We start from the raw sequence: 24,447 nt of genomic DNA on the forward strand, positions 1-24,447 counted from the left end.
CCGGTCCTCAAGCAGGGGGCACCGGCCAGCGGGCTCCGCGCGTGCGCCAGTGCAGCGCGCCCGCGTACAGGGCGAGCACGATCGCGAGGAGCGGGTAGTACGCCAGGGGCAGCGCGCCCATGCCGATGAGCGGCCCCAGCGGCGAGAGCGGGAGCAGCAGGCCGGTCAGCGCGAGCACCCCGGCGGTGGCCGGGATGCCGCCGCCGCGCCCGGTGCGCAGCAGCACCATCACCAGCGCCTGGGTCAGCAGGTTCTCGGTGAACCAGCCCGCGTGGAACGGCGTTTGGGCCCGGGTGCCGCTCAGTGCCCACACGAGCACCGCGAACGTCGCGAGGTCGGCGGCGGCGTTGAGCACGCCGAACCCGGTGACGGAGAAGAGGACTTCGCGCGGGCGCAGCTTGAGGGGCCGGCGCAGCGCCGCCGCCTGGGGGCGCTCGTGGGCGAAGGCCAACTGGGCGGCGTCGAAGCACAGGTTCTGGACCAGGACCTGGGAGGGCAGCATGGGCAGGAACGGCAGCAGCAGTCCGGCGGTCAGCATCGCGATGACGTTGCCGAGGTTTGAGGACAGAGTGATCCGCAAATAGCTCGCGATGGTGGCGCCGCCCGCGCGTCCCGCCGCGATGGCGTGGTCGAGCGAGGTCAGATCCTTCGCGGCGAGCACGACGTCCGCCGTCTCGCGAACCACGTCCACGGCGCCCGGCGGGCAGATGCCGACGTCGCAGGCGCGCAGCGCGGGCAGGTCGTTGACGCCGTCGCCGAGGAATCCGGTGACATGTCCGCGCTCGCGCAGGACGCGGACGAGCCGCGCCTTGTGGGCGGGGGAGCAGCGAGCGAAGACAGTAGTACTGGCGGCGAGTTCGCCGAGTTCGGCGTCGCTGAGGGCGTCGGAGGAGGCGGCCGCGACGACGTCGCCCGGGTCCAGGCCGAGCTCGCGGCAGGCCCGTGCGGCCGTGCCGGGGTGGTCACCGGTCAGCACCTTGACCGCGACGCCCCGGTGGGACAGCGCGGCGAGCGCGGACGCGGCCGACTCGTCCGCCGCGTCCCGCAGCCCGACAAGACCCCTGAAGGTCAGCCCGTGCTCGTCGGCGGCGCCGTACGGGCGCGCGGTGGCGGGACGTTCCGCCAGGGCCACCGCGAGGACGCGCAGTCCATCGGCGGCCAGGTGGTCCGCGAGGGCGCGCGCCCGCCCGCGCTCCTCCTCGGTGAGTTCGCACCGTTCCAGGACGTCCTCTGCGGCGCCCTTGACCACCAGGGTGTGGTGTCCGAGCCGGCCCGGGGTGGCGATGACGGCGGTGGACAGGCGGCGCACCGGGTCGAAGGGGAGGGCGGCGACCGCGTCGTACTCCAGGGCCGCGAGCCCCGTGGTGAGACGTTCCTCCACGGCGTCGAGCAGGGCCTCGTCCAGCGCGTCGGGGCACGGCATGTCGGCGAGCCGAAGCGTCCACAGGCTGTTGACGGCGGCCCAGCGCAGCACGGCGTCGTCGGGGGCGCCCGAGATGTCGAGCGCGCAGTCCAGGACCGGCCGGTCCTGCGTCAGAGTGCCCGTCTTGTCCAGGCAGACGACATCGACGGCGCCCAGGTCGTGCAGGGCGGGCAGCCGCTTGACGATCACCTGGTGGGTGCGGGCCAGCGCGGACGCGCCCCGCGCGAGGGTCGTCGTCACGATGACCGGCAGCATCTCCGGGGTGAGCCCGACGGCGACCGCCACCGCGAACGGCAGGGTCTCAAGGCCCCGGCCGCGCAGTGCCGCGTTGGCCATCAGGACGAGTGGCGGAGTGAGCAGCATGAAGCGGATCAGGATCCAGGAGATGCCGTAGACCGAGCGGTCGAACGCGGTCGTGCGCCGGTCGTCGCGCGGCGCCCTGTCGGCCGCCGCGAACCGGGTGTCCACGCCGGTCGCCATCACCACGCCCGTGCCGCTGCCGGACGCCACGCTGCTGCCCTGGAAGCAGACCTCGGGCCGGTCGAAGTCCTCGTCGCCCAGCGCGGGCGCCCGCGCCCCGGACGGCGACGCGTTGGCCGCCCCCGCCCCCGTCCGCGTCTCGTCCGCCCGCCCCCCGGCCGGCGGCGGCGTCCGCGCCGGCTCGTCCACCGGATACTTGGCGACCGGCGCGGACTCGCCGGTCAGCGCCGCCTGATGCATCGTCAGGCCGCTGGCGCGCAGCAGCCGTAGATCCGCCGGTACGAGATCGCCGGGCGCGAGGCGCACCACGTCACCGGGCACCACCTGGTCGACCGGGACCTCACGCGCCACCGGCGCCGCGTCCTCATCCGCCCTGCGCAGCACGGTCGCGGTGCTCGCCACCAGGTGCCGCAGCCGGGCGGCCGAACGGTCGGCGCGGTGCTCGCCCGCGGCCCGCAGCGCGCAACTCACCACCACCAGCACCACGATGACCGAGGCCGTGGCCCAGGCGGCCACCAGTGCGGAGACCAGCGCGAGCCCGGCGAGCACGGCGGTGAACGGGTCGCGCAGGCTGCGTAGGAAAACGATCGGCAGGGCGGGAACTCGGCGGGCGGGAAGGACGTTTTCCCCATATCGCGCGAGTCGTGCCTCGGCGTCGGAGTCCACGAGCCCCCGGGGGCCGGAGTCGAGCGCACGCAGCAATTGCAGAGGAGTGCTCTTTGACAACTGCAGAGTGGAGACCCGCTCAGGCGCCCAGGTCACGGACGAGTCCTGAAGGTCCCGGCAGCTTCACGCCCCCGCCGAGCCGGTCCACCAGCCAGCGCACCATCTGAGCCACATCGGGATCGTCGACGAGATAGACGACCCGCCGCCCCTCCCGCCGGGAGCGGACGAGTCCCGCGAGCTTCAGCTTCGCCAGGTGCTGACTGACGGCCGGTAGCGCACCGCCGACCCTCTCGGCAAGCCCCGACACATCGGACTCGCCATGGCTCAGCATCCACATGATGTGCAGGCGCGCGGGCGAGGCGAGGAGTCCGAAGACGCCCGCTGCCTCGCCGAGTACGTCGGCCGACGGGTCGGCGCTGCTCGTCGTCACCGTCGTCTCCCGTCGCTGTGGCATGACCGTTCCTGTCGCTCCCGGGCAGCCAGTCTAGGGGCGGCGGCTCACAGGGACACGAGAGTCACCTCGGTCGCCTTCACGCTCGACCATACGGCCGCGCCCTCCACCAGTCCCAGCTCGGCCGCCGCGCCCGGGGTGACCTCCGCGATCAGGTCGGGCGACTCGGCCGATCCGATGAGCACCCGCAGTCTGCTCCCGCTCGCCGTGATCTCGCGCACGGTGCCGGGCCAGACGTTGCGCGGGCTGCCGTCGGGACGCCTGCGGTGCACGGACACCGACTCCGGCGCGATGATCGCCAACGCCCTGCTGCCTTCGGGAAGTTGCTCGGCCGCCACGATCCGCCCTCCGCCGGCCAGCGCCAGCCCGTCGCCGCGCGCCTGCCCCGCCCACGCGTTGCGGCCCAGCATCCGGGCGACCCAGGGCGAGCGCGGATGGCGGGTGACCTCGGCGGGCGGCGCGTCCTGGAGCGCGCGCCCGGCCTCCAGGACGAGGACGCGGTCGGCCAGGGAGACGGCCTCGACCGGGTCGTGCGTCACGATCAGACACACCCCGGAGAACCCGGCCAGATGCGTCCGCAGGGTGTGGCGGACCTGGGCCCGGGTCGTCTGGTCGAGCGCGGCTAGAGGTTCGTCGAGGAGCAGAAGCCGGGGCCTGGCCGCCAACGCCCTCGCCAGGGCGACGCGTTGGGCCTGACCTCCGGAGAGCTGGGCCGGCTTGCGGTGGGCCAGTGGGCCGACGCCGAGGCGGTCGAGCCACCGCTGGGCCGAGGCGCGGGCCTCGCCGCGCCCGACGCCCTGGGCGCGCAGCCCGTACGCGGTGTTGGCGAGCGCGCTCAGATGCGGGAACAGCGCGCCGTCCTGGGGGACCCAGGCAACCCCGCGCTGGTGCGGGGGCAGGCCGGTGACGTCGAGATGACCCAGGCGCAGTTCGGCGTGGGCGCGCGGGGTGAGGCCGAGCAGTGCCCGCAGCAGGGTGGTCTTGCCCGCGCCGTTCTCACCGACGATCGCGATCGTGGTGCCGGGCTCGGCGTCGAGAGTGAGCTCGTTGAACCCGGACACGTCGGCGTGCAGGGCCCAACTCGGCGCGGAGCTGGGCGAGTTGGCACCCTTCGCGAGCCGCGCCGGGTCGGCCGATGCCGGGTCGGCTGGTACCCGATCGGCTGGTACCGAGTCGGCCGGGGACGGGTCCGTCTGGGGAGCGGCGGGGCCGGGGTCCCCGAGGGTGGCGTGGGGCGCGGCGCCGCGGGGGGAGGCGCCACCGGTCCAGCGGCCGCGCAGGGCCACGAGGACGGCCATGGCGATGGCGAGCAGCAGCAGGGAGACGGAGGTCGCGGCCTGCGGGGAGTCCTGGAGGAGCAGATAGACCTGGAGCGGGAGGGTCTGGGTGGTGCCCGGAAGGTTGCCGGCGAAGGTGATGGTGGCGCCGAACTCGCCGAGCGCGCGCGCCCAGGTGAGCGCCGCTCCCGCCGCGAGGCCCGGCGCGACCATCGGCAGGGTCACGGTGAGGAAGACGCGGAAGGGGGAGGCGCCGAGCGAGGCCGCGGTCTCCTCGTAGCGGGGCCGCAGTCCGCCGAGCGCCCCCTCCAGGCTGATCACGAGGAACGGCATCGCGACGAACGTGGCCGCCACCACGGCGCCCGAGGTGTGGAAGGGCAGCGTGATCTTGAAGGTGTCCTCCAGCCAGGGCCCCAGCAGCCCCCGCCGCCCGAAGCCGAGCAGCAGGGCGACGCCGCCGACGGTGGGCGGCAGCACCATCGGGAGCAGCACGAGTGAGCGCACCAGGGCCTTGCCGGGGAAGTCGACCCGGGCCAGCAGCCAGGCGAGGGGCACACCGAGCAGGAGGGAGAGAACGAGTGCCCAGAGCGAGACGACCAGCGAGAGCCGCAGCGCCTCGGTGACGTCGGGGCTGGTCAGATGCGTGCCGAGGTCGCCCCATGAAGTGCGGGCCAGGATGCCGAGCAGCGGCATGGCGAGGAAGGCGATGGCGAGCAGCGCGGGCAGCGCCAGGGCGAGGGGCGGGCGCCGGCGGGTGCGGAAGCGGCTGCGAGGCATGAGGTTCCCCGGGTGTCCTGAGGGTGCGGGGCCCGCCCGCCGTGGACGGACAAGGCCGGACGGACAAGGCCGGACGGACAAGGCCGGACGGACAAGGCCGGACGGACAAGGCCGGACAGGCAGGCCCCGCAAGGGAGATGACGCGGTCGGGTTACGGCTGCTGGAAGCCCGCGTCCGTGAGGATCTTCCGCGCCTCGGGAGAGGACAGCCACCTTACGAACGAGGCGGCGGCGTCGGCGTTCTTGGACGTCTTGAGCGTGGCGGCGGGGTACTGGGCCACGGCGTTCTGCGCGTCCGGGATGTCGACGGTGTCGACCTTGCCCTTCGCGGAGGCGGCGTCGGTCTTGTAGACGATGCCGGCGTCGGCCTCGCCCAGCTCCACCTTGCTGAGCACGGCGCGCACATTGGGCTCCTGGGAGACCGGCTTGACCGTGATCTTCTGGGCGTCCAGAACCTGCTTGCTGTAGCGGCCGACCGGCACCTCGGGGGCGGCCAGGACCACCTTCAGGTTCGGCTCGGACAGGTTCTTGAGGCCTTCGACCTTCTTCGGGTTGCCCTTGTCGGTGGCGATGACCAGGCGGTTCTTGGCGATGACCGAGGGGTCGTTCACATCGGACTTGAGGCCGTCCATGGTCTTGGTGTCGGCGGTCACCAGGGCGTCGGCCGGCGCGCCCTGCTTGACCTGCGCGGCCAGCTCCTGCGAACCGGCGAAGGAGAACGTGACCTTGGTGCCGGGGTGCTCCTTCTCATAGGCCGCGCCGGCCGTCTTGAAGACGTCGGTGAGCGAGGACGCGGCGAGGACGGTCAGCTTGGCGGCCTTGGCGGAACCGGTCCCGGCGGACGGCGAGGCGGACGCGCCGTCCCCGCTGTCCTTGCCGCCGCCGCAGGCCGCGGCGAGCGGGATGAGCAGGGCGGCACAGACGGCGGCCGTGGCGGTGCGGCGGCGCTGGGTGCTGAGGGCCATGACAGACATGGGTGGAGCTCCTTCGGATGCGTGTCGAGCCGCGCCGGGAGATGAGGGCTTCCGCTGCTGGACCTCCGTTGCCGGATGCGTGGGAGGCAGAAGAAGGGCGACGCCGCGGGGACGTACGGGAGTGGCCTGGGATCGACGGCCCGGGACCGGCCTAGGCGCGGTCGATGTGCACGCTGGTGGACTTCACCCGCGCGGTGGCCTGCATGCCCACCTCGAGGCCCAGCTCTTCGACGGCCTCCCGGGTCAGGAGGGAGACCAGGCGGTGCGGGCCGGCCTGGATCTCGACCTGGGCGGCGACATCACCGAGTTTGACTGCGGTGACGATGCCGGGGAAGGCGTTGCGGGCGGAGGTGTAGGGCACCTCGTCCTCGCCTTGGGAGGACTGGCCGACCTCGATGGAGAACGCGGCCAGATCCCGCCCGTCGATGAGTCGGCGGCTGCCTTCGTCACGATGGGTCGTGACGCGGCCGCCGTCGGCCCAGCGGCGCACGGTGTCGGGACTGACGCCGAGCAGACGCGCTGCCTGGCCGATGGTGTAGGACTGCATGTGCGACAAGATAGGCGCCTTCGCGCCGCATGCACAAAGGTTCCGTCGGAACATACGCCGCAGCTGCGCGGCCGCATGGGCGAAGCTCCAAGCCGCCGGAACGCCCTCGTAGAGCCCCGGCACACACCCCACGCACGCCCAGTCCCGGCCCCTGCGCCCGCCCCGGCCCCTGCGCCCGCCCCAGCCCCTGCGCCCGCCCCAGCCCCTGCGCCCGCCCCAGCCCCTGCGCCCGCCCCAGCCCCCGCGCCCGCCCCAGCCCCTGCGCCCGCCCCAGCCCCCGCGGCCGCCCCAGCCCCCGCGCCCGCCCTCGTATGACGGCCGGTTCAAATCCCCCTCGGGCCGCCCAACGCCCCCCTCAGAGCCATCCCCTCAGAGCCACCCCCTCAGAGCAGCCCTCTCAGGGCCACACCAAGCAGTACGGCTGATGCCCCGCCTCATGCAACCGGTGGCTGAAGTCCTGCCATTCGTGCAGCAGTTGGTAGACGTTGAACGCGTCGCGCGGGCCGCCGCGGTCGGGGACCGTGGACCAGATGAAGGCGGCGGCGCCGACCGTCTCCTCGCCGACGCCGCGCAGCGGATCGACGACGGTCATGGGGAGCTTGACCACCGCGTAATCGGGGTGCAGGACCACGAGCTCCAGCGGCGGGACCTTGTGCAGCGGTATGCCCTGGATACCGGTGAGGACCATCGCGGCCATCGTCTCCGGCTTGATCTTGGTGAACATGCCGCCCATGCCCAGTTCGTCACCGCCGAGCTCTTCGGGGCGCATGGTGACGGGCACCCGGGCAGCCGTCGCGCCGTCGGGCGCGCCGAAGTACTTGTAGGTCACCCCCATCCGGCCACTTCCGTTCCCCGCCCCCGCGCCACCCGCGACCTGCTCGATCCGGTCGATCCGGTCCTGGCCGTCACGTCGCCGGTGCCGTCCCCGACGGTGGGCGCGCTCGGGGCCCCGGTCATCGGTCCCCTCGCCCAGTCCGCCACCGCGATGCATATCCTTCACCCGACTGCTTGTAGCCCGACTGCTTTGTAGACGGCGCGCGCCCCGCCGCGCAACCCGATCATCCGTCGATGCAACTCGATCATCTGCGGATCATCGTGTCACTGACCTCCCCCGCGCGGGTGCGGTGAAACACCAGTCCGCAAGAACGTCCGGGCCTCTGCCACCATGGCGTGTGTGAGCTATCCGTACGAATACGACGCCCCAGTTTCGCAGAACCTCTTCGACCGCGCGTCCGCCGTGACGCCCGGCGGTGTGAACTCCCCCGTCCGTGCCTTCCGGGCCGTGGGCGGTACGCCCCGGTTCATGGTGTCCGGTACGGGGCCCTACCTGACCGACGCCGACGGCCGTGAGTACGTCGACCTGGTGTGCTCGTGGGGCCCGATGATCCTCGGACACGCGCACCCCGAGGTCGTCGCGGCCGTGCGGGAGGCCGTCGGCCGCGGCACCTCCTTCGGTACGCCCGGCGAGGGTGAGGTCGCGCTCGCCGAGGAGATCGTGGCCCGTGTCGAGCCGGTCGAGCAGGTCCGCCTGGTGTCCTCCGGCACCGAGGCGACCATGTCCGCGATCCGTCTGGCCCGTGGCTTCACCGGCCGCGCCAAGGTGATCAAGTTCGCCGGCTGCTACCACGGGCACGTGGACGCGCTGCTGGCCGCCGCCGGCTCCGGGGTCGCCACCTTCGGCCTTCCCGACACCCCCGGCGTCACCGGCGCCCAGGCCGGCGACACGATCGTGCTCCCGTACAACGATCTGGACGCGGTGCACGCGGCGTTCCACGCCCACCCGGGCGAGATCGCCTGTGTGATCACCGAGGCGTCGCCCGGCAACATGGGCGTCGTCCCGCCCGCCGAGGGGTTCAACGCCGGTCTGAAGGCGGCGTGCGCCAAGAACGGCGCGCTCTACATCTCCGACGAGGTGATGACCGGGTTCCGTACGTCAAAGGCGGGCTGGTTCGGCGTCGATGGCGTCAAGCCGGACCTCATGACGTTCGGCAAGGTCATGGGCGGAGGCTTCCCGGCCGCGGCGTTCGGCGGCCGCGCCGACGTGATGGGCCACCTCGCCCCGGCCGGCCCCGTCTACCAGGCGGGCACCCTGTCCGGCAATCCGGTCGCCACCGCCGCAGGCCTCGCCCAGCTGCGGCTGCTCGACGACGCGGCGTACGCCAAGGTCGACGCCGTGTCCGCCGAGATCCAGGGGCTCGTCACCGGCGCGCTCGGCAAGGAGGGCGTGGCTCACCGGGTGCAGACGGCGAGCAACATGTTCTCCGTCTTCTTCACGCCGGACGAGGTCACCGACTACGACGACGCGAAGAAGCAGGAAGCCTTCCGCTTCAACGCGTTCTTCCACTCGATGCTGTCGCAGGGCGTCTACCTGCCGCCCTCGGCGTTCGAGTCCTGGTTCGTGTCGACCGCCCACGACGAGCGCGCCATCGAGCGCATCGCGGCCGCGCTGCCCGCCGCCGCCCGCGCCGCAGCGGAGGCCACGGCATGAGCGAGCAGAACCGGCCGAGCGGGAACGAGCTCACCGTCGTACACCTGATGCGCCACGGCGAGGTGCACAACCCGGACGGGGTGCTCTACGGGCGCCGCCCCGGCTACCACCTGTCCGAACTCGGCCGCCAGATGGCCGACCGGGTCGCCGAGCACCTGGCGGGCCGTGACGTCACCCATGTCGTCGCCTCGCCGCTGGAGCGCGCCCAGGAGACGGCGACCCCGATCGCCAAGGCGCACGGACTCGACCTCGCGACCGACCCACGCCTGATCGAGGCGGGCAACGTCTTCGAGGGCAAGACCTTCGGAGTCGGGGACGGCGCCCTGCGCAAGCCCGCCAACTGGAAGCACCTGACCAACCCGTTCCGCCCGTCCTGGGGCGAGCCGTACGTCGAGCAGGTCGTGCGGATGATGGGCGCGCTGGATGCGGCGCGGGACGCGGCACGCGGTCATGAGGCGGTCTGCGTCAGCCACCAGCTGCCGATCTGGATCGTGCGCAGCTTCGTCGAGAAGCGGCGTCTGTGGCACGACCCGCGCAAGCGGCAGTGCACGCTGGCCTCGCTGACCAGCTTCACCTACCAGGGCGACAAGATCGTCTCGGTGGGCTACAGCGAGCCCGCGCGCGATCTCGTTCCGGCGCATCTGCTGGCCGGCGCCAAGCCGGTCAAGGGGAAGTCGAAGGCCTTCGGCGCCTGACGCGGAGGCCCGGGCGCGGACCACCCGGCCCCGGCGCGGATCGCCCGGGCCCGGGCGGGCCACCTGGGCCGGTCCGGCACGGATCACCCGGCCCCGGGCCGGACCGCCACCCAGGCCCGGGTCTGGACCACCTAGGCCCGGACCACCCAGGCCCGGCCACCACGGCCCGGACCACCCAGGCCCGGCCACCACGGCCCGGACCACCCAGGCCCGGCACCACAGCCAGCCCGGGCCCGGGTGCCGACGCCCGGCCCGCGAGGTCCGCCCCCGCCCCGCCGGCCCGCGAGGTCCGCCCCCGCCCCGCCGGCCCGCGAGGTCCGCCCCCGCCCCGCCGGCCCGCGAGGTCCGCCCCCGCCCCGCGGGCCCGCGAGGTCCGCCCCCCGCCCCGTACCGTTCACGCGATCCCCACCCCCCGACCCCGCGACCCGCACTCCCCATCTCGTACGGTTTACGAAGGTTTGTGCGAGCTGTGGGGAACCATCCCGGTTTCACCCGGCATCTCACACCTTGCCCAACTGCGGTGACGCACTTGGGCGTGCGGACGACGAGACGACGGTGCGACGCGATGGGAACGGACGGGTTCATGAGGGAGAACGGACGGAATTTCAGCCGGAGGGGCATGCTGGGACTGGGTCTGGGGGCGGCCGCGGCGGCCGGTCTCGCCGGCTGCGGCAGCGCGGACGGGGGCCATGGCGCGAAGAGCGGCAACGGCGACAAGGGCGGTGACGCGGCCGGCAAGAAGGCCGACGCCAAACTCATAGGCGACGGTTCCACCGCCGACACCGGCAAGCAGCCCCACCAGCCCGACAAGCCCGTCCCCCTGGAACCCGGCCAGACCCCGCCCCAGTTCGTGGTCTTCTCCTGGGACGGCGCCGGCGAGGTCGGCAACGGTCTCTTCCCGCGCTTCCTTCAGCTCGCCAAGGACCACGGCGCGGGCATGACGTTCTTCCTCTCCGGTCTGTATCTGCTGCCCGAGGACAAGAAGCGCCTCTACCGCCCGCCGAACAACCCCGTCGGCGCCTCCGACATCGGCTACCTCTCCGACCCGCACCTCAAGGAGACGCTGAAGTACGTCCGCCAGGCGTGGACCGACGGCCATGAGATAGGCACCCACTTCAACGGCCACTTCTGCTCGGGGCGCGGCACCGTCGAGCACTGGACCCCGGCTCAGTGGCAGAGCGAGATAGACCAGGCGATCGACTTCGTCACCAAGTGGAAGACCAACACCGGGTGGACGGACGAGGACCCACTGCCCTTCGACTACCGGCGCGAGCTCGCCGGCGGCCGCACCCCCTGCCTGCTCGGCCAGGACAACCTGCTGCCCACCGCGCAGAAGCTGGGCTGGCGCTACGACGCCTCGTCGCCCGGCGGCACCCAGGTGTGGCCGGTCAAGCGGCACGGGCTGTGGGACCTGCCGCTCCAGCAAATACCCTTCCCCGGCCACTCCTTCCAGGTCCTGTCCATGGACTACAACATCCTGGCCAACCAGTCGAAGAATTCGACCAAGGCCCCGCCGGCCAACTATCCCGGCTGGCGCAAGCAGGCCACCGAGGCCTACCTCGCCGGATTCAAGCGCGCCTACGAAACCAATCGCGCGCCGTTCTACATCGGAAACCACTTCGAACAGTGGAACGGCGGCATCTACATGGACGCCGTCGAAGAGGCCTTCAAGGGCATCGCCGCGCAGCGGGACGCCAAGAAGGATGTGAGGCTCGTCTCCTTCAAGCAGTACTGCGACTGGCTCGACGTCCAGGACCCGAAGGTGCTCGCCAAGCTCCGTACGCTCGGGGTGGGACAGGCGCCCGCAGGTGGCTGGAACACGTTCCTGAAGACCGTTTAGGCGTTCCTGACAAGGGGCTTTACGGGCAGTCAGGGGGGCGCGCAAGATCCCCGAAACCGCCATGCGAAACTTTTCACATGTCCGTGAGTCCTGCTTTCCGACGCCGTCGCACCCTGACGCTGGCCGCGGCCGCCGCGGCCGCCGGCGCGCTGACCCTGACGGCCTGCGGTTCCGGTGGCACGTCCGGTGGTTCCGGTGACACCAAGTTCGTCACCGGCACCGGCGGCATCGCCACCGTGGCCAAGGGGGACCGGCAGAAGGCACCCGAGCTTTCCGGTGCGACCGTCGACGGCAAGCAGCTCGACGTCGCCTCGCTCAAGGGCAAGATCGTCGTCCTGAACGTATGGGGCTCCTGGTGCGCGCCCTGCCGGGCCGAAGCGCCGTATCTGGCCAAGGTCTCCAAGGAGACGCGGGCCAAGGGCGTCGAGTTCGTGGGGATCAATACGCGCGACACGGACAAGGGCCCGGCCCAGCAGTTCGAGAAGGAATTCGGCGTCGACTATCCGAGTCTGTACGACCCGATCGGCAAGCTCATTCTGCGTTTCCCCAAGGGCAGCCTGAATCCGCAGGCCATTCCGTCGACGATCGTTCTCGACCGGAACGGAAAGATCGCCGCGCGCGCCCTGATGGCGTTGGACGACACCAAGCTGCACCAGATGATCGACCCGCTGATCGCGGAGAAGTGATCGCGTGATGGCACTGGCCGCCGTCGGCTCGATGAACGAGACGGTCTTCAGCGGGGCCCTTCTCGTGGCTCTGCCGGTCGCCGTGCTCGGCGGCCTCGTCTCGTTCTTCTCGCCCTGCGTACTGCCCCTGGTCCCCGGTTATCTCTCGTACGTCACCGGGGTCACCGGCACCGACTTGGCCGAGGCGAAGCGCGGACGCATGGTCGCGGGCGCCAGCCTGTTCGTGCTCGGCTTCACCGCCGTGTTCGTCTCCGGCGGCGCGCTGTTCGGCTACTTCGGCAAGAACCTCCAGGACTACGGCGACACGCTCTCCAAGGTCCTCGGCGTCCTGATGATCCTCATGGGCGTCTTCTTCATGGGCCTCATGCCGTGGATGACCCAGCGGGAGTTCCGCTTCCACAAGCGGCCCGTGACCGGGCTCGCCGGGGCGCCGCTGCTCGGCGCGCTCTTCGGCATCGGCTGGACGCCGTGCCTGGGGCCCACGCTCACCTCGGTCAACGCGCTCGCGATGGACCAGGCGAGCGCCGGGCGCGGGGCGATACTGACGGTCGCGTACTGTCTCGGCCTCGGGCTGCCGTTCGTGCTCGCGGCGGTCGCCTTCCGCAAGGCGCTCGGCGCCTTCGGCTGGGTGAAGAAGCACTACGTATGGGTGATGCGGATCGGCGGCGGCATGATGATCGTGACCGGCGTGCTGCTGCTCACCGGCGCTTGGGCGGAGCTCGTCCAGCAGGTACAGGGCTGGTCCCAAGGCTTTCAGGTGGGTGTCTGACGCATGAGCAAGATCGACCAAACCGAACCGACTCCGGAGCCCGACCTCGGCGAGGCCGGGGCACAGCTCTCCACCGCCCCCACCGAGGAACGCTCCAACGGCCCCGTCGGCATCGGCGTGATCGGCTGGATCCGCTGGTTCTGGCGGCAGCTGACCTCGATGCGGGTCGCGCTCATCCTGCTGTTCCTGCTGTCGCTCGGCGCCATCCCCGGCTCGCTGATCCCGCAGACCGCCGTCGATGAGATGAAGGTCGCCGACTTCCAGAAGCGGCACGACACCATCTCGCCGATCTACGAGAAGCTCGGCCTGTTCCACGTCTACAGCTCGGTGTGGTTCTCCGCGATCTACATCCTGCTTTTCGTCTCGCTCATCGGCTGCATCGTGCCCCGCACCTGGCAGTTCGTCGGCCAGCTGCGCGGACAGCCGCCGGCCGCGCCGGGCCGTCTGACCCGGCTGCCCGCCTACACGACCTGGCGTACGGACGCCGAGCCCGAGCAGGTCACCGAGGCCGCGCTCGCCCTGCTCAAGAAGCGCCGCTTCCGCTCCCGGATCAGCGGGGACGCCGTCGCCGCCGAGAAGGGCTATCTGCGCGAGGCCGGCAACCTGATCTTCCACGTCTCGCTGATCGTGATCCTGGTGGCGTTCGCCACCGGACAGCTCTTCAAGTCCGAGGGCGGCAAGCTGATCGTCCAGGGCGACGGGTTCTCCAACACGCTCACCCAGTACGACGACTTCAAGTCGGGCTCGATGTTCAACAGCGAGGACCTGGCGCCGTTCAGCTTCACCCTGGACCGCTTCGACGCGACGTACGAGCGCTCGGGGCCCGAACTCGGCACGGCCCGCGAGTTCAAGGCGCACGTCACCTACTCCGAGGGCGCCGAGGGCAAGCCGCAGCAGAAGACCATCGAGGTCAACAAGCCGCTGGTGGTGGACGGCTCCAAGGTCTACCTGCTCTCGCACGGCTACGCGCCCTCGGTCACCGTCAAGGACGGCAAGGGCGACGTCGTCTTCCACGGCGCGGTGCCGCTGCTGCCGATGGACAACAACCTCACGTCCAGCGGCGCCATCAAGGTGCTCGACGGCTACCGCGACGCCCAGGGCGACAAGGACCAGCTGGGCTTCGCCGCGTTCTTCGTGCCGACGTTCGGCGGCAAGGGCACCGGCGCCACCCAGATGTTCTCCAAGTTCCCCGCGCCCGACTTCCCGGTGCTCAACGTCGGCGCCTACCACGGCGACCTCGGCGTCAACTCGGGTCTGCCCAAGAACGTCTACCAGCTGGACACGGCGAGCCGGTCCATCAAGCCGTTCAAGGACGCCAACGGCACCATCCTCAAGAAGCTGCTGCTGCCCGGCGAGAGCCTCCAACTGCCGGACGGCGCCGGGTCGATCACCTTCGACAAGGGCCCCATCAAGCAGTGGGCGAGCTTCCAGATCTCCCACCAGCCCGGCAGCGGTCTCGCCCTCACCGGCGCGATCGGTGCCATCGCGGGGCTCGCCGGCTCGCTGTTCATCCAGCGGCGCCGGGTCTGGGTCCGGGCCGTCAGGGGCGACGACGGGGTGACCGTCGTCGAGATGGCCGGGCTCGGCCGCAGTGAGTCCGCGAAGCTTCCCGAGGAGCTGGCCGATCTCGCGGTCACGCTCATCCCGCAGGCGCCGACCGCGCCGGATCCAGAACCCCAACCCTCAGAAGTTCCTGCCGAAGGGGCTGAGAAGTGAATCTCGCCGCCACCACCAATGAGAGCCTGGCGCACACCAGCAACTACCTCATCTACTCGTCGATGGCCGTGTATCTGCTGGCCTTCTTCGCCAACATGGCCGAATGGCTCTTCGGCAGCCGCAGCAAGGTCGCCCGCACGGCGGCCGCGCTGACCGGCGCCGGGCAGGACGCCGTGGACGCGGGCACCGTCAAGGTCGAGGTCGCCACCAAGAACGGCGGCACCGCGGTCCTGGAGCGCCCCAAGGTCGTGACGCGCTCCGTCTCCGGCACCCGTGACGTGCCGGACGGGCCGGGCGCCTCCGGCGGGGACGAGAAGGGCGACCTCTACGGTCGCATCGCCATCTCCCTGACGGTGCTCGCCTTCCTCATCGAGTTCTCCGGTGTGCTCACCCGCGCGCTGTCCGTGCAGCGGGCGCCGTGGGGCAACATGTACGAGTTCAACCTGACCTTCTCCACGGTCGCGGTCGGCGTGTACCTGACGCTGCTGGCCCTCAAGAAGAACGTCGGCTGGCTCGGCCTCCCGCTGGTCACCACGGTCCTGCTCGACCTGGGCCTCGCCGTCACGGTCCTCTACACCGCGAGCGACCAGCTCGTACCGGCGCTGCACTCCTACTGGCTGTGGATCCACGTCTCCACCGCGATCTTCTGCGGCGCGGTCTTCTACGTGGGCGCGGTCGCCACGATCCTGTACCTCTTCCGCGACCGGTACGAGTCCAAGCTCGCCGAGGGCGGCACTCCGGGCACCTTCGCGACTTCGGTCATGGAGCGCCTTCCGGCCGCGTCCTCGCTCGACAAGTTCGCCTACCGCGTGAACGCCGCGGTGTTCCCGCTGTGGACGTTCACGATCATCGCGGGCGCGATCTGGGCGGGGGACGCGTGGGGCCGCTACTGGGGCTGGGACCCCAAGGAGGTCTGGTCCTTCATCACGTGGGTCGCGTACGCCTGCTACCTGCACGCGCGCGCCACGGCCGGCTGGAAGGGCCGCAAGGCGGCGACGCTGGCGCTGATCGCGTTCGGCTGCTGGCTGTTCAACTACTACGGCGTCAACATCTTCGTCAACGGCAAGCACTCCTACGCGGGCGTCTGACCCGGGGCCGCTCTCAACTCCGGGCGCCCTGCCGGCTCCGCCGCGGTGGGCGCGGGCGGCTTGGCATGCCGGAGGCCCTACGGGGGCGCGGGGAACTGCGCGGGTGCCCCAGCACGGTCCGCACCCGAAAGGCGGCCGGGGTCGCTGGGGCTCCGCCCCAGCGACCCCGGTTTGCACCGCCCCGCCCCTTCCCGAAACCCTCCGGGGGCGGGAGGGCTGGACGCGAGTTCGGCTGCGGACCGTGGGTGGCTCGTCGCGCAGTTCCCCGCGCCCCTGACGGGACCGGTGCCGGCCTGCATGGGCATAGTCAGCCCGTCCGGCGTGGGCCCGGGGTGGAGCCCCAGCAGCACCTCGGAGGCGAGGAGGCTACGCCTCCTCGCCGAGGTCCCGCTTGCGGTCCTCCAGGGACGCCAGAAACTCCGGGTTGTCGTCCGGCGCCGTCCAGCGCGCCGGCGCCCGGCGGACCTTGCCCGCGATCAGCCACGCGAGCGGCCCGACCAGCACCTCGCCGAAGAGCAGCACCACGATGATCCACACCACCTTGGGCAGGCCCTTGACGTCCTCCTCGGGGGTGTTGAGGCAGTCGATGAACGCGTAGACCCACACGGCCAGGACCAGCAGGAACGGCAGATACCTGAGCATGTTCTAACGGTCCCCCCGGGAACGGTTTCGGGCCGTGCCTCGGCCCCGGTGACCGGCCCAGGGTATCGGGTGCCCGATACTGGACCCCATGGCTTATGACGATCTCCGATCGCTGCTCAGGGCGCTGGAGCGCGAGGGCGACCTCAAGCGCATCAAGGCCGAGGTCGACCCGTATCTGGAAGTCGGCGAGATCGTCGACCGGGTCAACAAGGCCGGCGGCCCGGCCCTCCTCTTCGAGAACGTCAAGGGCGCGTCCATGCCCCTGGCCATGAACGTGTACGGCACCGACCGCCGCCTGCTCAAGGCGCTCGGCCTCGCCTCGTACGAGGAGATCAGCGACAAGATCGGCGGGCTGCTCAAGCCCGAACTGCCCCAGGGCTTCGTCGGCATCCGCGAGGCCTTCGGCAAGCTCGGCTCGATGGTGCACGTGCCGCCGAAGAAGGTGAAGCAGGAGGCGGCCCCGGTGCAGGAGGTCGTCCTCAAGGGCGACGACGTGGATCTCGACCAGCTGCCCGCGCTGTTCACCTGGCCCGAGGACGGCGGCTCGTTCTTCAACCTGGGCCTCACCCACACCAAGCACCCCGAGACGGGCGTACGCAACCTCGGCCTGTACCGCCTCCAGCGCCACGACAAGCGCACCATCGGCATGCACTGGCAGATCCACAAGGACAGCCGCAACCACTACGCGGTCGCCGCCAGGCGCGGCGAGCGGCTGCCGGTCGCGATCGCCTTCGGCTGCCCGCCCGCCGTCACGTACGCCTCGACCGCGCCGCTGCCGGGTGACATCGACGAGTACCTTTTCGCCGGCTTCATCCAGGGCAAGCGGATCGAGATGGTGGACTGCAAGACCGTGCCGCTCCAGGTCCCGGCCAACGCCGAGGTCGTCATCGAGGGCTGGCTCGAGCCGGGCGAGATGCTGCCGGAGGGCCCGTTCGGCGACCACACCGGGTTCTACACCCCGCAGGAACCGTTCCCCGCGCTGACGATCGACTGCGTGACGATGCGCAGGCGCCCGCTGCTCCAGTCCATCGTGGTCGGCCGTCCGCCCACCGAGGACGGGCCGCTCGGCCGCGCGACGGAGCGTTTCTTCCTGCCGCTCCTCAAGATCATCGTGCCGGACATCGTGGACTACCACCTGCCGGAGTCGGGCGGCTTCCACAACTGCGCGATCGTCTCGATCGACAAGAAGTACCCCAAGCACGCGCAGAAGGTGATGCACGCGATCTGGGGCGCGCACATGATGTCGCTGACCAAGCTGATCGTGATCGTGGACGCCGACTGCGACGTGCACAACCTGCACGAAGTGTCCTGGCGGGCCTTCGGCAACACCGACTACGCCCGCGACCTGACCGTCGTCGAAGGCCCGGTCGACCACCTCGACCACGCCTCCTACCAGCAGTTCTGGGGCGGCAAGGCGGGCATCGACGCGACCGCGAAGTGGCCCGAGGAGGGCTACACCCGCGACGGCGGCTGGCCGGCGATGGTCGAGTCGGACGCGGAGACGGCCGAGCGAGTGACGAAGCGTTGGAAGGAGTACGGGCTGTGAGCGGTGAAGCCATTCTGGGCGGTGGCAGCGCGAAGCGTGATCCCCGCCGCGGCGGGGGCGTTCCGGCCTTCCTGCGCCTGGTCATGATCGAGCACTCGGTCTTCGCGCTGCCCTTCGCCTACACCGCCGCGCTCACCGCGATGTTCCAGCTGGACAGGAACATCCACTGGGGGCGCCTGCTCCTGGTCACGCTCGCCATGGTGGGGCTGCGGACCTTCGCGATGGCGTGCAACCGGATCATCGACCGCGAGATCGACGCCCGTAACCCCCGCACCGCCGGCCGCGAGCTGGTGACCGGCGCGGTGTCGGTGCGCTCGGCGTGGACCGGCGCGCTCATCGCGCTCGTCGTCTTCCTCGGCGCCGCCGCCGCCCTTAACCCGCTGTGTCTGGCGCTCGCGCCCGTCGCGGTGGTGCCGATGGTGGTCTATCCGTACGGGAAGCGGTTCACCAACTTCCCGCAGGCCATCCTCGGCATCGCGCAGGCGATGGGTCCGGTCGGCGCGTGGATCGCGATCACCGGCTCGTGGTCGTGGGACGCGGTGATCCTGGGCCTGGCCATCGGCATCTGGATCGGCGGCTTCGACCTGATCTACGCCTGCCAGGACGTGGAGGCCGACCGGGGCCACGGCGTGAAGTCGGTGCCGGCCCGCTTCGGCATCCCGGCCGCAATCCACGGCGCCCGTGGCTGCCACACCGTCACGATGGCCCTGCTCGTCTGGTACGCGCTCGCGACCGGCGCCGGTGTCTTCTTCTGGCTGGGTCTGCTCATCGTGCTCGGCGCCTTCCTCTACGAGCACACGCTGGTCAAGCCGCATGACCTCTCGCGGCTGAACCGGGCGTTCTTCCAGGTCAACGGCTTCATCGGGATCGCACTCTTCCTCTGCGCGCTGCTCGACCTGCTGGTGCGGGGCCTGACGGTCTAGCACCTGGCGCCGCCCGGGGCACGGCGCGGCGGATAGGCTCGGACACGTGGAGCACGTGAACGTACACAGTCAGCAGCGCACGCCCTGGATCGTCGGGGTGTCGGGTGCCTCGGGGACGCCGTACGCGGCGGCGGTGCTGCGCGCGCTGATCGCGGCGGGGCAGAGCGTGGACCTGGTGGTCTCGCGGGCCTCGCGCCTGACCCTGCTCGACGAGACGGGCATCGCGTTCCGTGACGCGCACTGGCGCGACGATCTGCGGGCGTGGCTGGCGCGGGGCGCGGACGGCAAGCCGGACGCCTTCGGCGCTGTGGACGTGTCGGGCGTACGGCACTGGGCGGCCGGGGATCTGGCGGCGGGGCCGTCGTCGGGCTCGTATCCCGTCAAGGGGATGCTGATCGTGCCGGCGTCGACGGCGTGTGTGGCCGGGGTGGCGCTCGGGCTTTCGAAGGACCTGTTGCAGCGGGCCGCGAGCGTGACGCTCAAGGAGCGGCGCCGACTGGTCCTCGCGGTGCGCGAGACGCCGTTGAACGGACAGACGCTCAAGCATCTGGTGACACTGGACGAGGCGGGCGCCGTGGTGCTGCCCGCCTCTCCGGCGTTCTACGCGGGGGCGACGCACATCCAGGATCTGGTGGACTTCGTCGCGGGGCGGGTGCTGGACGCGGCAGGGGTGCCGCACGGCCTGTACCGCCGCTGGGAGGGAGAGCTCGGCTCGGGGCACGCCCCAGGTGAGCGGGGCCGCGACCTCGAAGGAGGCTCAGGGAGGGGTTAGCGCTTCTTGGCGGCGCGCTTGGGGGCGCGGTCCTTCGGCGCGGGCTTGTGAGCACGGGACCGGTTGGCCAGGTCCTGAAGCTCGCGCATCCGGGCGTAGGCCATCTCGATCGTGTACACGGTGACAACTCCTGAAAGATCGTCTTTGATCTGCTGGAAAAGTATCCACACAGCTGAATGATTCGCAGGGTGTCGCCCCTGCATGCCTTAGATTCTACACGTAAACTCGCGGTATCGCTGAACAATGGAAGGCTTCAGGCATATGGACGCCGTCGATAGGCAGCTCATCCAGGCACTGCGGGAGAACGGCAGGGCCTCGTACGCGGAACTGGGCCGGCTCGTCGGCCTCTCGGGCCCCAGCGTCACCGACCGCATCAACCGTCTGGAGGCGGCCGGTGTCATCACCGGATACCGCGCCACGGTGGACTCCGCCTCGCTCGGCCTCGGCGTCACCGCGCTGATCGGCATCTCCCTGTCCGACGCCGCCGACCACGAGGACGTGGCCCGCCGCCTGCGCGATCTGGCCGAGATCGAGGACTGCTGGTTCATCGCGGGCGACGACTCCTACATGCTCAAGATCCGCGCCGGTGACGTGGACGGCCTGGAGAAGACGATCCGCCGCCTCGGCTCCACCAAGGGCGTCTCGCGCACCCGTACCACGATCGTGCTCTCCACGAAGTGGGAGAACCGGGTCGGGGAACTTCCCGAGTAGGGCGGGGCGTACCGTGGGTGGGGCCTGAAAGACACACATATGGGAGGCGGCCTTGATGGACGCGGGACTCAAGCGCGAGCTGGAGCAGAAGGTCCGGGCCGGTGAGCGGCTCAGCCGCGAGGACGGCATCGCGCTGTACGCGTCGGACGACCTGGCCTGGCTCGGCGGCCTCGCCCACGAGGTGCGCACCCGCAAGAACGGCGACGTCGTCCACTTCAACGTCAACCGTCACCTCAACATGACCAACGTGTGCACGGCGTCGTGCGCGTACTGCTCCTTCCAGCGCAAGCCGGGCGAGAAGGACGCGTACACGATGCGCATCGAGGAGGCCGTCCGCCTCGCCAAGGCGATGGAGAACGACAACCTCACCGAGCTGCACATCGTCAACGGGCTCCACCCGACGCTGCCCTGGCGCTACTACCCGCGCTCGCTCAAGGCCCTCAAGGAGGCGCTGCCGAACGTCGGGCTCAAGGCGTTCACGGCGACCGAGATCCACCACTTCGAGACGATCTCCGGGCTCAGCGCGAGCGAGATCCTGGACGAGCTCATCGAGGCCGGTCTCGAATCGCTGACCGGCGGCGGCGCCGAGATCTTCGACTGGGAAGTGCGCCAGCACATCGTCGACCACAAGACCCACTGGGAAGACTGGTCGCGCATCCACCGCCTGGCCCACGAGAAGGGCCTCAAGACCCCCTCGACCATGCTGTACGGGCACATCGAGGAGCCGCGCCACCGCGTGGACCACGTGCTGCGCCTGCGCGAGCTCCAGGACGAGACCGGCGGCTTCCAGGTCTTCATCCCGCTGCGCTACCAGCACGACTTCGTGGACATGAAGGACGGCAAGATCCGCAACCGGCTCCAGGCGCGCACCACCATGGCGACCGGCGCCGAGGCGCTGAAGACGTTCGCCGTCTCGCGCCTGCTGTTCGACAACGTGCCGCACGTGAAGTGCTTCTGGGTCATGCACGGCCTCCAGACCACCCAGCTCGCCCTCCAGCACGGCGCGGACGACATGGACGGCTCGGTCGTCGAGTACAAGATCACGCACGACGCGGACAACTACGGCACGCCCAACAAGCTGACCCGCGACGACCTGCTCGACCTCATCCGTGAGGCCGGCTTCCGTCCGGTCGAGCGCAACACGCGCTACGAGATCATCCGCGAGTACCCGGGCCCGGACCCGGAGCTGCGCGAGAGCCCGCAGCCGATGCGCTTCTGAGAGCGGCCCCGTGGCTCTGACGTTCCGGCTCGACCCGCCGGTCACCCCCGCCCTGCGTGACGGACTCCTCGCCCTGTGGGCCGAGGTGTCCGACGCGGGCGGCGCGGTCGGCTTCGTACCGCCGGTCACCGTGGAGGACGTAAGGCCCGAGCTGGTCAAGCACTTCGCGGCCATGGCCGAGGGGCGGATGCGGCTGCTCGCGGGGTTCGACGGGCGGGGGCGAATCGCCGCCACCGCGTTCGTCGCGTACAACACCCATCGCCTCATGACCCACTGGGTGTGGCTCTACACGGTCATGGTGCACCCGGCCCACCAGGGCAAGGGGTACGGCCGGGACCTGATGGCGGCCGTCGCCGACGCCGTACGGACCCTCGACGGCATCGAGGCGATCCGGCTCACCTGCCGGGGCGGCACCGGCGCCGACCGCTTCTACGCCGCGTGCGGCTACAAGGAGGTCGGACGGGTGCCGGGCGCGATCCGGGTGGCCGAGGGGGACGACCGGGACGACGTCATCATGCTGCTCCCGCTGAACTGATCCATTTGTGGGCGTGCTTCACTAGTCGGGCAGGTGCCACCGTAGAGAGAAGGTCGATCGTGAACGCCGCAAAGCCGAGCGCCACCATCTGGTACACCATGCTGCGCGTGGGGATCTTCATCGGCAGCCTGGTCTTCGTGGCCCTGCTGGTCCAGTTCGGCATCGTGCCCAAGGGCAACGGCAACTCGAACCTCATCTGGGTCATCCTGCTCGCGCTCGTCATCTCGGCGCCGCTCAGCTACGTGCTCCTGCGCAAGCAGCGCGACGCGATGTCCGCCCAGATCGTCAGCAAGGTGGAGAACGCCAAGGCGAAGCTGGAGGCGAACCGTTCGCAGGAGGACGGCGTCATCCAGTAGCGCGCGCCGGCGCCCGCGCGGCGCCGCGTGAGGCCCTGCGCGGGCGCCGCGTGAGGCCCCGCACCCAACCCTTCACGGCCCGGCCCCGAAGCTCACCGCTTCGGGGCTGGGCCTTCGTCGTGGGTGCCTGGCGGGGCCCTGCGGCGGGGCGTCGGCCATCGCGGAGTAAAAGAAGTGCTTTGGGGTTCCCAAAGTTCAAGTGTTAACGTGTCCGACATGACGACAGCAGCTGTGCACCAGCACCCCACCGGCGGAGCCGTTCCGCTCGTGGCGCGTCTGCACGTCGACCTCTGCCGCTGCATGTCCGCGGTCTGTTGCCGCGACGTCTGATCCCGGCACCATGCGGCGGTGTCCCCAGCCTTACGTGACGGTCCTCACCGGCCAGTCCCTCGTGTACGGGCGCCGCGCTCATCTCTGAACGTCGACAAATCCCCGCCCTTGCCCACCAGGGAGTCCTTTCGTGTCCTCCGCGACCGCCCCGGAGCAGCCCAAGTCCGGCTTCTCCATATCCGCCAAGTTCCCGTTCTGGGCCCAGATCATCGCGGGCCTCGTCCTCGGCGGCCTGCTCGGCTGGCTCGCCCGGAGCCAGGACATCAGCTGGCTCAAGTCCACGCTCGAGCAGATCGGCGACACCTTCGTCCAGCTCCTGAAGCTGGCCGTCGCGCCGCTCGTCTTCTTCGCGATCCTGGTGTCGATCACCAACCTGCGCAAGGTCAACAACGCCGCGCGGCTCGCCTCGCGCACCCTGCTCTGGTTCATGATCACCTCGCTGATCGCGGTGGCCATCGGCCTCGCCATCGGGCTGCTCACCAACCCGGGCTCGGGCACGGGCCTGACCCCCAAGGACGGCAAGCTCCCCAAGCACACGGGCAGCTGGCTCGACTTCCTGACCGGCATCATCCCGACCGACGTCGTGACGCCGTTCACCGAACTCAACGTCCTCCAGATCGTGTTCATGGCCGCCGTCGCCGGCATCGCCCTGCTCCAGCTCGGTGAGAAGGCCAAGCCGATCCTCACGCTCAGCGAGGCCGTGCTCGAACTCCTCCAGAAGGCCCTGTGGTGGGTCATCCGGCTCGCCCCGCTCGGCACCCTCGGCCTCATCGGCTTCGCCATCGCCGACTACGGCTGGGACCTCATCGGCAAGTACGCCACCTTCACCGCCGACGTCTACATCGGCTGCGCCCTGGTGATGTTCGGCGTCTACCCGCTGCTGCTCGCCACCGTCGCCAAGGTCAACCCGCTCCAGTTCTTCAAGGGCGCCTGGCCCGCGATCCAGCTCGCGTTCGTCTCCCGCTCCTCGGTGGGCACGATGCCGCTGACCCAGAAGGTCACCGAACGCCTCGGCGTCCCCAAGGAGTACGCCTCCTTCGCGGTGCCCTTCGGCTCGACCACCAAGATGGACGGCTGCGCCGCGATCTATCCGGCGCTCGCGGCGATCTTCATCGCCCAGATCTTCGACGTGCACCTCGGTGTCGGCGACTACCTCCTGATCGCCTTCGTGTCGGTCATCGGCTCCGCCGCCACGGCCGGCCTGACCGGCGCCACGGTCATGCTGACGCTGACCCTCTCCACCCTGGGCCTGCCCCTGGAGGGCGTCGGCCTGCTCATGGCCATCGACCCGGTCCTCGACATGATGCGTACGGCCACGAACGTGGCGGGCCAGGCGCTGGTCCCGGTCATCGTGTCGGCCCGGGAGAAGATCCTGGACCTGGACGCCTTCAACCGGGCCTCCGCCTCCCCGGTCGAGGAGCCCGCCCCCGCCCAGGAGCACGCCCCGGTCCCGGTCGCCGCCTGACCCCGGCCCTTCCTCCCACGACGCCCGCGCCCCGCCTGCCGGGGGCGCGGGCGTCGGGCTGTGCGGGTGGTC

Annotated in this window: 23 protein-coding genes; 15 read left to right on the plus strand and 8 right to left on the minus strand. The window is 70.7% G+C overall.

Annotated features, from left to right (window positions below; translation table 11 throughout):
* Positions 1–7 precede the first annotated feature (7 nt).
* The 6 genes from mgtA to ABR738_RS23820 all read right to left on the minus strand — a co-directional run bounded on the left by mgtA (position 8) and on the right by ABR738_RS23820 (position 7,585).
* Positions 8–2,665 (minus strand): magnesium-translocating P-type ATPase, encoded by a 2,658-nt coding sequence (mgtA, locus tag ABR738_RS23795; RefSeq protein WP_350232011.1) that lies wholly within the window; start codon positions 2,663–2,665, stop codon positions 8–10.
* Positions 2,649–3,023, minus strand: coding sequence for an ArsR/SmtB family transcription factor (locus tag ABR738_RS23800; protein ID WP_350232012.1), 375 nt, complete (start codon positions 3,021–3,023; stop codon positions 2,649–2,651). The genes mgtA and ABR738_RS23800 overlap by 17 nt, the downstream gene beginning before the upstream one ends.
* Before the next feature lie 44 nt (positions 3,024–3,067).
* Positions 3,068–5,074, minus strand: a complete 2,007-nt coding sequence (locus tag ABR738_RS23805) for an ABC transporter permease (RefSeq protein ID WP_350232013.1) — start codon at positions 5,072–5,074, stop codon at positions 3,068–3,070.
* Between the two features lie 151 nt (positions 5,075–5,225).
* On the minus strand, positions 5,226–6,038 hold the full coding sequence (modA, locus tag ABR738_RS23810; protein WP_350234700.1) for a molybdate ABC transporter substrate-binding protein: 813 nt from the start codon (positions 6,036–6,038) through the stop codon (positions 5,226–5,228).
* 160 nt (positions 6,039–6,198) lie between these two features.
* The gene (locus tag ABR738_RS23815) at positions 6,199–6,594 is read right to left on the minus strand and encodes a TOBE domain-containing protein (RefSeq protein ID WP_350232014.1); all 396 of its coding nucleotides are present in this window, start codon (positions 6,592–6,594) and stop codon (positions 6,199–6,201) included.
* Between the two features lie 397 nt (positions 6,595–6,991).
* Entirely contained in the window at positions 6,992–7,585 is a 594-nt protein-coding gene (locus tag ABR738_RS23820) for a hypothetical protein (protein WP_350234701.1), read from the minus strand.
* A 174-nt stretch (positions 7,586–7,759) separates the two neighbouring features.
* Here ABR738_RS23820 and hemL point away from each other — a divergent pair, with 174 nt between their 5' ends.
* The 7 genes from hemL to ccsB all read left to right on the plus strand — a co-directional run bounded on the left by hemL (position 7,760) and on the right by ccsB (position 15,876).
* Positions 7,760–9,082 carry a glutamate-1-semialdehyde 2,1-aminomutase gene (hemL, locus tag ABR738_RS23825; protein ID WP_350232015.1) on the plus strand — a complete coding sequence of 441 codons (1,323 nt, stop codon included), beginning with the start codon at positions 7,760–7,762 and terminating at the stop codon, positions 9,080–9,082.
* Positions 9,079–9,777, plus strand: coding sequence for a histidine phosphatase family protein (locus ABR738_RS23830; protein WP_350232016.1), 699 nt, complete (start codon positions 9,079–9,081; stop codon positions 9,775–9,777). The genes hemL and ABR738_RS23830 overlap by 4 nt, the downstream gene beginning before the upstream one ends.
* Before the next feature lie 619 nt (positions 9,778–10,396).
* Positions 10,397–11,617 carry a polysaccharide deacetylase family protein gene (locus ABR738_RS23835; RefSeq protein WP_350232017.1) on the plus strand — a complete coding sequence of 407 codons (1,221 nt, stop codon included), beginning with the start codon at positions 10,397–10,399 and terminating at the stop codon, positions 11,615–11,617.
* A 77-nt stretch (positions 11,618–11,694) separates the two neighbouring features.
* Positions 11,695–12,303: a TlpA family protein disulfide reductase gene (locus ABR738_RS23840; protein WP_350232018.1), complete on the plus strand. Its 609-nt coding sequence runs from the start codon at positions 11,695–11,697 to the stop codon at positions 12,301–12,303.
* Positions 12,304–12,310: 7 nt separating this feature from the next.
* Positions 12,311–13,072, plus strand: a complete 762-nt coding sequence (locus ABR738_RS23845; protein ID WP_388458565.1) for a cytochrome c biogenesis CcdA family protein — start codon at positions 12,311–12,313, stop codon at positions 13,070–13,072.
* Between the two features lie 3 nt (positions 13,073–13,075).
* The gene (resB, locus tag ABR738_RS23850; protein ID WP_350232019.1) at positions 13,076–14,788 is read left to right on the plus strand and encodes a cytochrome c biogenesis protein ResB; all 1,713 of its coding nucleotides are present in this window, start codon (positions 13,076–13,078) and stop codon (positions 14,786–14,788) included.
* Entirely contained in the window at positions 14,785–15,876 is a 1,092-nt protein-coding gene (gene ccsB / locus ABR738_RS23855) for a c-type cytochrome biogenesis protein CcsB (protein ID WP_350232020.1), read from the plus strand. Before resB ends, ccsB begins: the two co-directional genes overlap by 4 nt.
* Positions 15,877–16,242: 366 nt before the next feature.
* Here the strand turns inward: ccsB and ABR738_RS23860 are convergent, their stop codons facing one another.
* Positions 16,243–16,518 (minus strand): PLD nuclease N-terminal domain-containing protein, encoded by a 276-nt coding sequence (locus ABR738_RS23860; RefSeq protein ID WP_350232021.1) that lies wholly within the window; start codon positions 16,516–16,518, stop codon positions 16,243–16,245.
* An 88-nt stretch (positions 16,519–16,606) separates the two neighbouring features.
* Between ABR738_RS23860 and ABR738_RS23865 the strand changes: the two genes are divergently transcribed.
* From ABR738_RS23865 to ABR738_RS23875, 3 genes are read left to right on the plus strand one after another with little or no spacing between them, the layout of a single operon-like run.
* Complete coding sequence (locus tag ABR738_RS23865) at positions 16,607–18,064, plus strand: menaquinone biosynthesis decarboxylase (protein WP_350232022.1); 1,458 nt, start codon at positions 16,607–16,609, stop codon at positions 18,062–18,064.
* A gap of 14 nt (positions 18,065–18,078) precedes the next feature.
* Entirely contained in the window at positions 18,079–18,987 is a 909-nt protein-coding gene (mqnP, locus tag ABR738_RS23870) for a menaquinone biosynthesis prenyltransferase MqnP (RefSeq protein ID WP_350234703.1), read from the plus strand.
* 55 nt (positions 18,988–19,042) lie between these two features.
* Positions 19,043–19,759 carry a UbiX family flavin prenyltransferase gene (locus tag ABR738_RS23875; RefSeq protein WP_350234704.1) on the plus strand — a complete coding sequence of 239 codons (717 nt, stop codon included), beginning with the start codon at positions 19,043–19,045 and terminating at the stop codon, positions 19,757–19,759.
* On the opposite strand, the gene ABR738_RS23880 is transcribed toward ABR738_RS23875, so the two are convergent.
* On the minus strand, positions 19,756–19,878 hold the full coding sequence (locus tag ABR738_RS23880) for a hypothetical protein (RefSeq protein WP_350234904.1): 123 nt from the start codon (positions 19,876–19,878) through the stop codon (positions 19,756–19,758). The two genes, ABR738_RS23875 and ABR738_RS23880, sit on opposite strands and share 4 nt — an antisense overlap.
* Positions 19,879–20,020: 142 nt before the next feature.
* Between ABR738_RS23880 and ABR738_RS23885 the strand changes: the two genes are divergently transcribed.
* The 5 genes from ABR738_RS23885 to ABR738_RS23905 all read left to right on the plus strand — a co-directional run bounded on the left by ABR738_RS23885 (position 20,021) and on the right by ABR738_RS23905 (position 24,375).
* The gene (locus ABR738_RS23885; protein ID WP_100578735.1) at positions 20,021–20,470 is read left to right on the plus strand and encodes an Lrp/AsnC family transcriptional regulator; all 450 of its coding nucleotides are present in this window, start codon (positions 20,021–20,023) and stop codon (positions 20,468–20,470) included.
* A gap of 55 nt (positions 20,471–20,525) precedes the next feature.
* Positions 20,526–21,689 (plus strand): aminofutalosine synthase MqnE, encoded by a 1,164-nt coding sequence (gene mqnE / locus ABR738_RS23890; protein WP_350232023.1) that lies wholly within the window; start codon positions 20,526–20,528, stop codon positions 21,687–21,689.
* A 10-nt stretch (positions 21,690–21,699) separates the two neighbouring features.
* On the plus strand, positions 21,700–22,224 hold the full coding sequence (locus ABR738_RS23895; protein ID WP_350232024.1) for a GNAT family N-acetyltransferase: 525 nt from the start codon (positions 21,700–21,702) through the stop codon (positions 22,222–22,224).
* A gap of 59 nt (positions 22,225–22,283) precedes the next feature.
* Positions 22,284–22,580 carry a DUF4229 domain-containing protein gene (locus ABR738_RS23900; protein WP_350232025.1) on the plus strand — a complete coding sequence of 99 codons (297 nt, stop codon included), beginning with the start codon at positions 22,284–22,286 and terminating at the stop codon, positions 22,578–22,580.
* 460 nt (positions 22,581–23,040) lie between these two features.
* Complete coding sequence (locus tag ABR738_RS23905; RefSeq protein ID WP_350232026.1) at positions 23,041–24,375, plus strand: dicarboxylate/amino acid:cation symporter; 1,335 nt, start codon at positions 23,041–23,043, stop codon at positions 24,373–24,375.
* The last annotated feature ends 72 nt before the right edge of the window (positions 24,376–24,447 follow it).

The organism is Streptomyces sp. Edi4, assembly GCF_040253615.1.
Lineage (GTDB): Bacteria > Actinomycetota > Actinomycetes > Streptomycetales > Streptomycetaceae > Streptomyces.